This window comes from bacterium, assembly GCA_021372515.1.
Taxonomy (GTDB): domain Bacteria; phylum Gemmatimonadota; class Glassbacteria; order GWA2-58-10; family GWA2-58-10; genus JAJFUG01.
Genome location: JAJFUG010000138.1, coordinates 1 through 12,437, shown reverse-complemented (window position 1 = coordinate 12,437; position 12,437 = coordinate 1). Strand labels below are relative to the sequence as shown.

General features: G+C 65.3%; 10 protein-coding genes. 1 reads left to right on the top strand and 9 read right to left on the bottom strand.

The features are described 5' to 3' along the window. The 8 genes from LLH00_13365 to fliD form a co-directional block, all read right to left on the bottom strand. Window positions 1-280, bottom strand: a 280-nt coding sequence (locus tag LLH00_13365) for a hypothetical protein (GenBank protein MCE5272261.1), incomplete at its 3' end; no start/stop codon positions are given. Continuing rightward, the gene (locus LLH00_13360; protein ID MCE5272260.1) at window positions 252-1,655 is read right to left on the bottom strand and encodes an NTP transferase domain-containing protein; all 1,404 of its coding nucleotides are present in this window, start codon (window positions 1,653-1,655) and stop codon (window positions 252-254) included. The genes LLH00_13365 and LLH00_13360, both read right to left, overlap by 29 nt. Further along, window positions 1,652-3,778: a hypothetical protein gene (locus tag LLH00_13355; GenBank protein MCE5272259.1), complete on the bottom strand. Its 2,127-nt coding sequence runs from the start codon at window positions 3,776-3,778 to the stop codon at window positions 1,652-1,654. Before LLH00_13355 ends, LLH00_13360 begins: the two co-directional genes overlap by 4 nt. A 99-nt stretch (window positions 3,779-3,877) precedes the next feature. Next, on the bottom strand, window positions 3,878-4,492 hold the full coding sequence (locus LLH00_13350; GenBank protein ID MCE5272258.1) for a winged helix-turn-helix transcriptional regulator: 615 nt from the start codon (window positions 4,490-4,492) through the stop codon (window positions 3,878-3,880). 66 nt (window positions 4,493-4,558) lie between these two features. Continuing rightward, entirely contained in the window at window positions 4,559-5,065 is a 507-nt protein-coding gene (fliS, locus tag LLH00_13345) for a flagellar export chaperone FliS (GenBank protein ID MCE5272257.1), read from the bottom strand. A 65-nt stretch (window positions 5,066-5,130) separates the two neighbouring features. After that, complete coding sequence (locus LLH00_13340) at window positions 5,131-7,050, bottom strand: DUF115 domain-containing protein (GenBank protein ID MCE5272256.1); 1,920 nt, start codon at window positions 7,048-7,050, stop codon at window positions 5,131-5,133. Window positions 7,051-7,060: 10 nt separating this feature from the next. After that, window positions 7,061-7,669: a hypothetical protein gene (locus tag LLH00_13335; GenBank protein ID MCE5272255.1), complete on the bottom strand. Its 609-nt coding sequence runs from the start codon at window positions 7,667-7,669 to the stop codon at window positions 7,061-7,063. 61 nt (window positions 7,670-7,730) lie between these two features. Continuing rightward, window positions 7,731-11,291 (bottom strand): flagellar filament capping protein FliD, encoded by a 3,561-nt coding sequence (gene fliD, locus LLH00_13330; GenBank protein ID MCE5272254.1) that lies wholly within the window; start codon window positions 11,289-11,291, stop codon window positions 7,731-7,733. Window positions 11,292-11,749: 458 nt separating this feature from the next. Here fliD and LLH00_13325 point away from each other — a divergent pair, with 458 nt between their 5' ends. Continuing rightward, window positions 11,750-11,944 carry a hypothetical protein gene (locus tag LLH00_13325; GenBank protein MCE5272253.1) on the top strand — a complete coding sequence of 65 codons (195 nt, stop codon included), beginning with the start codon at window positions 11,750-11,752 and terminating at the stop codon, window positions 11,942-11,944. Window positions 11,945-11,955: 11 nt separating this feature from the next. Here the strand turns inward: LLH00_13325 and LLH00_13320 are convergent. Further along, window positions 11,956-12,437 (bottom strand): methyltransferase domain-containing protein (locus tag LLH00_13320; protein ID MCE5272252.1); only part of this gene is annotated, 482 nt, incomplete at its 5' end.

The window sequence follows — 12,437 nt, the reverse complement described above, 5'->3', positions numbered from 1 at the left end:
GGATTGCCCGTGGGGCGCCCTGGACCCGCACACGGAACAGCCCCTCACGGCTGAACAGCAGCCAGCCGGCCAGGGACAGGCCCACGGTCTGAGGCGTGCTCAACAGGCCCATGAAATAGAGCGGCAGCGCGGCCAGGCCCGATATGCCCAACAGGCGCAGGCCCGGGCGCTCGCGGCGCGAGGCCCCGCGGGCCTCCAGACGCCGCAGGAGCGCGGCCAGCTCGGGGGGAAGGGCCACCGGCTCAGGCGGCTCAGGCGCTTTCGCGGACAAGGTACACATCGTACGGCTCCGAAACTGCGGCGCGCAGCACCCGGAAGAGCCGGAGCGACCACCAGAGGGTTTCAGTCACTATCAGAAGGCTGAGGGTCTGGCGCGGGAAACCCAGCGCCACACCCAGGGCCAGGACTAACAGGTAGACATCATGGGTCAGGCCGAATACCATATTACGCCCGTAGAACCATCTCTCGACCCGGCCCAGGATTCCGGCCGGGGGAACGGGCTTGCGCAGTGCGCCCGAGACCAGCAGCGAGTCCATCGCGGTCCAGTAGCAGACATTCGAGACCAGGGCGATGAAAGCCAGCAGCATGGCCTGGCTGGGGCTGCCTCCCGCGTGCTGGACCGCCAGGGCCGCCCCGGCGATCAGGGACCAGTCGCAGAGCCGGTCGGCGATGTTGTCCAGCCAGCCGCCGAACCAGCTACCCATGTTTTTCAGGCGGCTCAGCTCGCCGTCCACCCCGTCCAGCACCGAGAAAGCCTGGGCCAGCACGCCCCCGGCCAGAAGGTTCCCCGTGGCCATGAGCCAGGCCGCGGCCCCGGCCACAGCGCAGTTGAACAGGGTTACGTGGTTGGGTGTGACCGGCAGAGCACAGATCTGCCGTGTGATCCAGCCGCTTATCTTGCGGTTGACCAGGCGGCTCACCACACCGTCGCGCGGCTTGGCCACCCTGGCCCAGAGACGGCGGCCCGCCTCGGCCAGGTCCTCCGGGTTGTCCACATCCTGCCACAGGCAGCCGGTCACCTCCACCGCGCGCATACGGCCGCGCTCGCACAGCACCCGGATGCCGTCGCTCAGGCTGTCCCCGCCGCAGGCCTGGGCAATCTCCAGGGCCTCGAACAGGGCGGGCGTGCAGAGGAACACCCCCGTGTCCACGGCGTCGAATTCTTCCAGCAGCTTGCCTATGCCGTTAATCCGGCCCTCCCCGTCCAGATGCACCAGGGTGGCGTCCTCCAGGTCGCGCACGCCCGCAATGTCGCGGTCCACGGCCAGAGCGCAGCCGTCCGGCGGCGCTCCCGCGGTGAGGAGGGTCTCGGCCAGCTTGGGCTCGAACAGGTGGTCGCTCATGCAGAGCAGGAAAGATTTTTCTCCCGCGAGCGCCTCGCGGGCGGCCAGGGCCGAAACCCCGTTGGCCCGCGTCCACTGGTCGTTGCGGACAAACCTCACCCGCGCCCGTCCCGCCAGAAGGTGGGTGAGGCTTGCCTCCAACTCCGGTGCGCGGTAGCCGGTCACGACCACGAACTCCTCTATCGTGCCGCAGGCGGACACGATCCGCTGGATCAGCGGCACGCCGCAGACCGGGATGAGGGTCTTGTGGCTTTTCTGTCCCGCTCCGTCGAACCGGCTGCCGCGGCCAGCGGCTATAATCAGGGCTTTCATGGGTTCTCCGCCGGGCTGTGGGTGAACCGCAGGTTCGCGGTGGCGCTCCAGGCTGTCCCGGCCAGGCGTCCGGCCTTCTCGGCCAGCTCGAGCGCCTCGGCCGGCGTGGAGCCGTTGCCGCACAGACTGTTGACCAGGAGCGAGGCCTTGAGGGCGAAAATCTCGCGCTGACGGACCACCACGCGGCCGAACGGGCCCCCGGTGCCGCCGGCGTCGTTCAGCGCCTTGAGGTAGCGCGCCATGTTGTCCACCAGGGACTGGAAACTTGCCAGGGCGGACTGGTAGTCCGCTGCCTGAGGCTGGGGCAGGGAGATTCCCTCTGCTGCAACGCGCCTGTCGGGCAATCCGGCTGCGCGGGCGCATTCGGTCAGGTGCACGGCCACGCGCTCGGCTGCCTCCGCAGCCAGGAGCGTTCGGTGTATCTGGACCAACTCATCGCGCAGCACATGCGCCGGGTCGCCGGCCAGCTCGACCTGTCCGGCCAGGGCCAGGACCAGGTTGAGCCTCTCCCTGCGCAGGGCGTCGGCCTGTGCGGCCAGGCGGTCGCGGTCGATTGTGAAATCCGGCGCGGACTGCGAGCCGGCCAGAGTGCACAGTGCGCGCAGGCCCCAGGCCGTGCGGCGGGTGTGCTCGGGCGCCTCGCGTATCTCCTCCAGGAAATCGTCCAGCGCCATTTCCTCTTTCTGCTCGCGGCCCTTGGTGCGGATAAGGGCCATGTCCAGGTCGGCCCGTGCGTCGCTCCAACGCTTGAGACTGGACGGTTCAGGCCGTCCGGCGGTGAGCAGCGCGGCGGTCAAATCTGCGGTGAGGGCCTCCAGACGGCCGCGCAGGGCGGTCTTGATCCCGGTGGCGGTTTCTTTGTTGCCCGCCAGTTCGAGCCGCCCGGCCAGGATGGCCAGACGGTTCACCGTGCGTTCCAGGGAGCGGTCCAGCACCCCGGCCAGGCACACCAGCTCATCCACTGCCGTCTCAGGCTTGAACCCCTTCAGGAGCGCGCCCCAGTCCGGCTCCAGCCCGGCGGCGCTCAGACGCTCGGCCAGGGAAAGGCGCAGCTCGGCACGCTCCGGGAAAATATTTATCAGATTATGCAGTAGGCTTTCCGGGTCCGCAGCCGGGCCGGCCAGGACGAAAGCCCGGCCCCGGCTGCTGAGCAGCAGGGGGCCTTCCGTACCGGGGGCAACCCGCGCCCGCTCGGCGCGTCCGGAGGTCGGGTTCCAGTCCTCCAGGCTGAGGCTCAACAGCAGAAGGCCCTCGTGGTCCCAGATTTTCAGTGTGTTGGAAACGTCATCCACTCCCAGGGCCAGCGGCCCGCCGCGGAAGCCGAGCACCCGCACCTGGCCGCAGAATTTGGCCGTGTCGGGGCCGCGCAGGCTGAAACTGCGTTTCAGGGAGCCGTCCACAGCGAGCAGCACTATGCGGCCGTTGAAACTGTCCCAGACGAAAATTGTCTGGATACCGTCTATATCGGGCGCAATAGAGAGGGTCTCCGGGAACTCGAACATGGGCTTGCCGCGCTCCGCTTCCGGCCCGCTGAACCGCCGCACGGTTTCCTCGACTTCCAGCCCCCGCGAGCCGATCCAGCCCAGGAACCCTCCCTGTGTGTCGAGCCGGGAAATGTGATGGTTGCCGCGCTCGCAGACCCACAGCTCGGGGCCGTTGTCCGTTTCCAGGGTTAATATGTCGGAGGGGTCGTCCAGCAGCCGGCCGGGGGCCGAGTGCTCGAATCGTCCCAGCTCTTTCCCGCTCTGCGGGTCGAGCCTCAGGACACGGTTGTTCCAGCGGTCGCAGACATACAGGCCGCCACTGGCCAGGGCCATGCCTCCGGCGCGGCCGAGCGTGCCGCCGGGCAGGCTCCAGAGCTTGCATCCGGTGGACAGCTCGAAGCAGCCCAGGCCCTCCTCGGCGGCCCCGGCGGCGAAGAACCGTCCGCCTGCCGGGTCGGTCAGGCCGCAGTCGGGACGCCAGGCGGGCCAGGCAGGGCGGGAAACATCCCGCAGCCATTGTGCGGCCAGGGGCCTGAACAGTTCGAGACCCTCTGCACCGGCTGGATTATCGAGGGCGGCTTTCAGGGCCGCGGCCGAAAAGGTCAGAGCGAGGCTGTCTTTCCATTCGGCCACGCTCAACACAGGAGCCGGTTCGGGTGTGGATGCGGCTTTCGCCGGGGCTACCTTCTTATGTTTTTGCTTTGCCATTTTCTTTTTCCCCGCTTTCAACTTCCGGGCTCAGCCCACGCTGATAATCTCGCGGCCGCGACGGCGCAGCGGCTCCAGGCAATCCGCTATCTCGGCGGCGTGGCCGAGCGAGGTGATGAGCACCAGGTCGAACTCCAGCCCGTCCAGCGCTCCGGGCCCGCACACCTCCAGGCCCAGCATGCGGCGTCCCTGGCGGCGGCTGTCGCTGTCCACCACGGCCAGCACGCGGTGGCCCATCTCAAGACAGAGCTGGCAGACCAGCTCGCCGGTCTCGGCCGCGCCGTAGAGCACGATCCCCAGGTCACGCCGCGCGCCGAAGCGCTCGGCCAGCAGCTCGCGGAACTCACGCTTGGCGTACTTGTACAGCCGCACGGTCTCGATGGTGCAGCGCCGCACCAGCTCCTCGCGCCGCGATTTTCCCGCGGCGGTCAGGTGATAGGTGGTGCTGCGGTGGTTCGCCCCGGCTTTCATCAGGTAGCCGCTTTCGACCAGGCGGCGGATGTAGTTGTTGACCATCGAGGGGGCCAGGCCCACCCGAGCGGCCATGCGGCTCTGGCTGATCGAGGGGTCATCCCCGATCTCGGCCAGGAGCATCATCTCCCGGACCAGGCTGCCGGGGAGCAGAAGGTCGAATTGATCGAGCATTTTTCATTCACCGAATGAATATTTTGGGTCCCTGTCACCGCCGGACACGCGGCCCGGAGGGAAAATTCAGCCCCTGAATTCGATCCGCTTGTGGGTCGGCTCCGGCTCCGGTTCCTGCATCTGGGCGGCGGGAGAGGCTTTTTCCAGACCTTCGGGCAGCCCGTTCCATTGGTTCTTCATCGCTTTGTCCCAGCTGTCTCGCAGGGTGCGCAGCTGCTCACTCACTTTCAGGACCGGCTCGACCTCTTTCTTCACGTTGGCGTTGACCAGCGTGTAGTGCATGAACTCGTAGATACGGAACAGGTTCGAGGCGATCTCGCCGCCTTTTTTGAAATCCAGGCTGGTCATCAGCTCGATGAAAATCCGCTGCGCTTTGATCAGATTGTTGTGCGCTTTTTCCAGGTTTTTCTGCTCGATGCCCTCCACGCCCAGGGTCATGAAGCGCAGGGCGCCGTCGTATAGCATCAGGATCAGCTTTTCCGGCTTGGCGCTCAACACCTGCATGGCCTGGTAATCCTTGATCTGTTTGTTGAAAGCCTGGCCATAGGCGTTGTTCTTCATCGTCTGACTCATCTTGAGAACACCTCTTTCGCGTATTGCGCGGGCCGGGGCATCCGCCGCCCTCGGTCCGGCGCAGTTCAGACAGCTTCGAGAAATTCCCCGTCGGGGCTGTCAGTGTGCTCCGCACTTCCGAAATCGAGGTTCGAGCCCACAGCCAGAGCAGCGCGCTCAGTCCGTTTGAGCAGAAAATCGGCAGTCTGGTAGAAACTGATGAAAAAGGCCCCGTACAGCCGGGCGGCATCCTCCAGCAGGCCGCGGTCCCGGGTGCGGTTCTCCAGTTGACGGCTGCCGCGCTGGAAAGCGAGCAGGCCGCCCTGGTTGGCGTGTTCCAGCAGCTCGAGCACGTCCTTGCGGTTGTAGACCTTCGCGTAAACATCCTCGATGCTGGCGAAATCCGCCTCCGGGTTGGGGCTCTGGCCCTGGTGGATCAGCCGGGCCAGCTCGAACCCGTCGTTGCACAGCGCGCAGAAAGTGGCAAGCTCCTCCACCGAGCGGCTGAGGAAATCGTAGACCGCCTGTTTCTCGCTGGCCGGGCGCGGCGAGTGGCAGCTCAGGATCATCTGCCGCACCGGGTGCGTGCGGCGGGCGTAGCGCCAGAAGACCTCATCCAGCGGAAGGTTGGTCACGCCGGCGAACCCCACGCCGCCCTCGGTGGCGTTGATCACCCGGCTGCCGGTCTCGGAGATTTCACGTTCGAGGTACTGACGGTAGGCCTCCAGGGCCTTGGAGGTGCGCACCGGACGGCCGAAGATGTCGGTGGCGTCCAGGTTGTTCTCGTTGACCATGCGGCGGTTGTGCATGTCCTGCAGCGTGCGGCCCTCGCCGATCTCGCGCAGCCAGCGGCGCTCCTGGTAGGTGCCGTGGGCGTAGTAGCGCAGGCCGGGGAACGACAGGTCCTGGCCGGTGAAAACGATCGGGTCGCAGCCCAGTCGGCGGGCCAGGTCGAAAGCCCCGGTGGAGATCGAGCCCCAGGCCTTGACCTTGCCGAAATCGCCCAGCACGGCGGCCAGGCGTTTCATCAGGGTCTCGTCGAAGCTCATGGTGAACCGGGGGCCCTGGAACTCGCTCACGATCCGCGGGTGGGTCATCGGCTCGGCCACCAAAGCCGCGCCGGTGCAGCCCAGGCCCTTGAGGTGGCGGAAATTGTTCTCGCCCGCGTCGCCGGCCAGCACCAGGTGCGGCTGCACCCCGGCGCGGTGGAGCGGGCCCAGCGAGGTGTCGACGCAGATCAGCACTGCGTGGCGCTCGAGCAGACGCAGAAGGTGGATATTACGGTCCAGGGAGGGGCCGGCCGAGATCACCACGGCCGGGATGCCCTTGAACCGCCCGAACAGGCGCTTGACCGGCGGGTCGCCGGCCAGGGCCAGGATGTTGTCCAGGGTGTTGGAAAAATAGCTGCGCACCGCGGCCACGTTGGTCAGAAAATTGCCGCCCACGGCGATGATCCACTTGCGGCAGAGGTCGTCCAGGCGGGTGAAATAGTCGCCGCACAGGCGCATCGAGGGGGCATGGGGCAGGATCATCACTCCCTCCAGCGAGGCCACGCGGAACACCTCGCCGAAATGGGCCGGGACCTGGTCCACGGTCTCACCCACGGCCCAGAAAATGTCATCGCGGCCGAAAAGATGGCGCAGGTCGCGCGCGGCCAGGGCGGCCTTGAAGATCGAAATCTGCGGTTCCACCACGAGTACATTCCCGGCGCCGTCCAGACGCTCGATCAGACGGTCCACGTGGTAGCCCAGCCCGAAACCGTAGACCAGGCAGGCGTTGGCGCTGTCGGTGAACTGAGCCTCGACCAGGCGCTCGGCCTCACGCAGCGGGTCCACCGCGCTGTGCAGGCTCCAGGGGCGCCCGCCGGCATCCAGAAGACGCAGCGAGGGCGCCCCCGAGGGGGTGACTGTCACCTCAGCCGCCGCCGGGAGTGCCTGGTTCACCTGGCGGGCCAGGTTCGGGCTGCGCCGCGCCAGGGCTTCCATATTTTGGCGAAAGATATCCATCCGGCCTTTCTCAGTCGTTCCGTTCGAGTTGTTCCAGTAACTGCCCGGCGTGTCCTTGCCAGCTTTCCAGGAATTCTCCCAGCTCGAATTCCAGGCTGTCGCACAACAGCACCACATCGCCCGTTTCCTGGGCCCGGGCAATCCCGCCCAGCAGCTCGTTGAACCCCTCGGTGCGCGGAGCCAGAGCGTCGACAGGCCAGCCCTCGGCGCTCAGCCAGCGGACAATGGGCGGCCAGGCGCTGGCCACGAGCTGCAATCCATCGATGGCTTTTTTCAGGTGCTCGTAGCCCTCGGCATCGCGCGCCCCGTGCAGTTCCTCCACGCAATCGGCGAGCTGGGCGGCGATCCGGGGGATGAACTCGATCATACTGCGCAGCGTGCTGCGGGCCAGATCGATCACTCTCTGAGTGGTGATATCGAGCCGCTGCATGTTCTCCAGCGGTCTGGCGGCGTCGGCCTTTTCCCTTTCCTGGTCCAGGCTGCGGCCGTCCAGGGTCATCGCCACGATCACCCTTTCGGGGCCCAGGTCCTGCTCGACCGAGCGGATCAACTCCGCCAGAGTCCCGGCCTGGAGGCTGCCGGCGTCCAGGCTGCGGCCGTCCAGAGTGAGTATAAGCATCAATTGCTCCTTTCGTTTTCAATCTCCGCGAGTCGATCCATCCCTGCTCCCGGGCCGGTCCTCAGCTGCTGGCCTTGGTGGCCGAGGCGCTGCCGGTGTACTGCGACAGCGAGTTCTGCTGCTCCTGGAGCTTGGAGATGGACGATTCCATGGCCGCGAACTGGTTGCGCAGTCGCGTCTCGTATTCGTCCAGACGGTCATTCATCGTGTCGATACGGTCCTGGAGGTTCACCATGTCGTCGTAGATCGTACCCTGGCCGTACTTGCCGCCCACCGAGATGCTCTGCGGGAGGAACCCGTTGATCCCGGTGCTCTGGCGCAGCGAGGTGTAGAGTTTCTGGGACGCACCGGCTTTCTGGTCGGCCTCCGGCCCGATGAAAGAGCCGCCGCTCAGGCCGAAACGGCTGGACAGACGGTCGGAGCCGGACTGAGCGGTAAGGTCGAGGATGCGCATGTAGGCGCTGCCGGTGGATTTCTCGCTCTTGAACTGGAGGTGCCCGGTCCCGTCGAAAGAGACCATGATGTCGGACAGGTCCTTGCGCTGCAGCTCGGTGGTGATGAGGCTGAGGATCGAGCTTTTGCTCTGGCTCCCCGCCGGGATGGTGATCGTGGCGCTGTTCGTGCCGTCATAGACCTCGAACGAGATGTCGTTCGCCAGGTCCGTGGCCTCGTCGAACCCGAGTGTGCCCTTGACCGAGGTCGAGGAGAGCGCGTTCTGGTTGAACAGGCGCGCCACCGAGACATCGTCGCTCGCCAGCGCGGCAGTCAGCTTTTCGTTGCTCTGCAGGGCGGCCTTGATCGTGTCCAGGTCGGTGGAGTCGGCCACCAGGACCCCGGTATAGTCTTTTGTCAGCGGGTTTCCGGCGTCGCCGCTGTTGATCCCCAGGTCGGACAGGCTCTGCAGGGTGCTGCCGTTTATCTGCACCCGCGAGCCGATGATGCTCTGGATCTGGTTGAGCAAAATCTTGAAATTACTCTCCTTGCGGATCGCCTCGCTCTTGTTCAGGCTTTCGTACTTATCCAGACGGTCGATCAGCTCGGTATAAGTCAGGCTGGAGCGCTCGGAATCGGAGACCGGCTCGAGGTATTTCTTGTCCTCGTCGCTGACCGCTTCGGGACTGAGCAGCTTGATGGTCTTGTTGTACTCGACGATGAACTGGGCGATGGCGTCGACGGCCTTTTCCGTGTCGCCCTCGACAGTGAGGGTGACCGTGTTGCTGGAGGTGCCCAGCAGCTCGTAGGTCATGCCCGAGGTTATGTCGTCGATGGTGTTGGTCTTGCGGGTGTAAACTATCCCGTCCACCTCGACCCTGGCTTCCTGACGGGCCTGGCCCACGTTGTTCTTGGCTTTGGGCGATTCGACGCTGCTGACCGACCCTTCCCCGGTGGCCCCTTGCAGCAGCCGCAGGACAGTCAACAGGTTGCTGGTGTCCGAGTTCGACCCGAGCTGGATGTTGTTGGCCGTGGTGTCGTCGGTGACTTTCTGGACCAGGGTGAAGCGCTTGGATTCGGGGTCGATCGAGGCGGTCACTCCGGCGGCGGAATTGTTGATCTTGTCGATCACATCCTCCAGGGTGTCCACCTGCGCATCGATCGAGAGCGAGATGCCGTTGATCGTAATTGTCCCCGAGGTGGGCCGGATGGCGAAACCGGCCTGGTCGAGCTCGGCCCCGGAGTCGATATGCCCGCCGTCCGAGCCGCCTGAAACCGCGGTGGAGCTGGCGGCATTGGTCAGTCCCAGGGTTTTGAGAATGTTGCTCTCGCCAGCCGCGCCGCTGTAGGAGCCGAAAGAGACCGTCCCGTCGGCGCCGTACTCGGAGGCCGTGGCGATGAAACGGTCGGTGCTGTCCTCGTAGTGCACCACCGTGTTCTGGCCGGCGCTGTTGATCCGGGCCACAACCTCGGCCAGGGTGATCCCGCTGTCGATATCTTCCTGGGTCAGGGTGAGAGTGGCGTCCCCGACCTTGAACGAGCCGGCGGTGATCGCCGCTGTCAGGCCGAAAGCCCCGGCGGCGTTGAGGTCGGCGATGGAGCGGTTGAGGCCCGCCGTACCACTGCCGTCCGGGTCCACGGCCAGGCTGGTGGCGAAGGACGAGCTGGTGATCCCGGCTACACCGTACAGCTCTGTGCGTGTGCTGTCGGAGATGGCCAGGTTCTGGCTGTTGTTGATCTGGATGCGGGCGGAGCCGGCGGAAAACACATTGCCCACGCTGGCCCCGAGCAGGGTGACCCCGTCGATAAGGTCGGTCACGCCGATGCCGCGGTAATCGTCCTTGGTCCCGCTGACCACACGCCGCTCATCGGCCGCGACCGAGCCGCGGCCGTAGAAATTGCCGATCATGGTGAAATCGCCGCTGTCCGTTGTGGCGTTGGTGCTGGTGGCGTTGTTGCCGCCCAGGCCGAGCAGCTTGGACAGGAATCCGTCCGTAGCCCCGGTCTGGCTGACAGTCACGTCACGGCCGCCCTCGTTGGCGATGATCTGGAGATATTTGGCCCCTCCGGAGCCGTCCACCACCTGGGCGGTCACATCCGGGGCGCTGAGATTGATGGCGTGGATCAGGTCGGCCAGGGTGTCGGAGCCACTGAGCGTGGAACCGTCCTCTTTGAGCACTGTCAGGTTGCCAGTGGCCCCGCCGGCGTCCGGGTCGAGCGTGAAACCGTCGAACTCGGTTATTCCGAGGTTGGCCAGGGTCATGGACATTACATCCCCGCCCGCGGCGGCCGCGGCCAGGTCCACCGTGCCGGTCAGGCTGCCGGCCCTGCCATTGGAGGAGACCACGAGCGCTGTGCCGGTGACCACATCCAGCGGGTCGAGCGCGGCCACCTGACGGGCCGAGCCCAGGGCGACGGTGGAGCCGGAGGACGCCGTGGCCCCGCTCTGGATCCCCAGGGCGGATTCGGCCACCGCGCCACTCACGCTAACATCCACCCCCACGTAGCCGCTGGCGATCTGGATCACCTTGCCGCCCAGGGACTGGTCGCGCACGAGCTGCACCTTGACCGCCGAGCCGGCCTGGTCGCGGATCGCCTGCATCATCTGTCCCACGGTGCTGCTGCCGCTAAGGCCGGTGATCGAGATCGGGTTGCGGGATCCGGAGGCGTCCAGGTCGAGCTTGAGGCTGAAATCCGAGCTTAGCCCGAGGTCGCTCAGGGTGGTGGAGTCGGTGACCGCCACCCCGCCGATCAGCCGTCCCGCACCGGGGGCGTTCAGGGCGGTTGTGCTGCCGAGCTGGTTGATCCCCACCGTGTTGGAGCCGATCAGGCTGGCCTGGCTGTAATAGCGGTTGCTGCTGACCGAGGCCTCCTGGGCCAGTTGAAGGACCTTGACCCGGTGGTTGGTCTTGGCCGTGCCCAGACTGGCCGTGGCGCGCACTATGCCGTCATCGCTGGACGCCACCGTGCGGGTGATGAAAGTTGAATCCAGGCGCAGGTTGAGGGCCTCATTCTGAAGGGCGAGCACCTGGGTGTTGACATCCCGGTAGGCGTCGCGCTTGATCGAAAGAAGGTCCTGCTCGTTCTTAAGCCGCGTTATCGGAACCTGTTTGGCCTCGATCATCTTGGAGATGATCGACTCGGTGTCGATCCCGGAGGCCAGACCGGAGATGCTTATGGGTGAAGCCATAGTTTGCCTTTCAGCCTTGACAGGCTGTGCCGGGGTGTATGCCGCGGGCGCGATGCGCCTGATGACCGGACGGCCCGGAAGGAGCAAGAGTTATGCCATGTATGACTTGATAAATGGGTAAATTATTGCCAAGCAATATTATATCTCGACAATTCATCCTGAGACGCGGTCTCCTGAAATCGGGTTTTCAGCTTTGTAAGGAATAATTTTCCGAAATCAAATAAATAACAATTTGATTGGCGGAAAAATAATCCGCATCCGGCCGTTTTCAACCCATCCTAATAATATCGGCAGGCACTCCACGGCACTTGAGTGCAGAACATTATGGCAGAGAATAAGTTGAGAGAATATTGTCAGACTGGGCGGACATCGCGGGTAAAGCTGTTTCATCGGCTCAGAGGATTGATCCGTGATCGGGAAGCGTTATCTTGAGTGAGGGATAACACAGGGAGAGAAAAATGGAGCAGAACGAGAAAACTTTACCCCGCTGGTGCGACCTGCGTTGCGCCCACGCCTCGTTCCCGGAGGACTACGGGCTGGACGGCGCCGGGAGCTGCCGCACTTTCGCCGGGCTGCACTGCGCCGTTTTGAACCGGATCGTGGCCAAGAACGCCCCCTGCGCCGCGCGCCTGGAACTGGGGGATAAGAAGTAAATCTGCGGGATTCAACCGTTGCGGCGGGCCATGACGAGATAACGCTCCGGGCGGTCCTCCACGGACATGACCTTGAACCCGGCCGAATGCAGGGTGTCGCGCAGCACCGGCTCCTCGGGCAGCATGTCCAGGGCCACCTCGCCGCTCATGGCGGCGTGGCAGACATTGAGCTGTTCCCGCCCGGCGGGATGGGCCAGGATCAGCCAGCCGCCGGGACGCAGCACGCGGCGGAACTCGGCCAGGCAGGCGCTTTTATCATCCAGGTGCGGGAACACCCGGAACAGCACCACCGCCTCGAACCACGACCCGGCCAGGGGCAGGCGGGCGGAGTCCGCCTGAACATAGCAGGCGCGCTCAAGGTGCTTGGCCCGCGCCTGGGCCAGCATCGCCCCCGAGATGTCGAAAGCGGTCACCTGGCCGGCCGGGCCCAGCACGCCCAGAAGCGCGGCGCTCACCTGGCCGCTGCCGCAGCCCACCTCCAGCACCCGCCAGC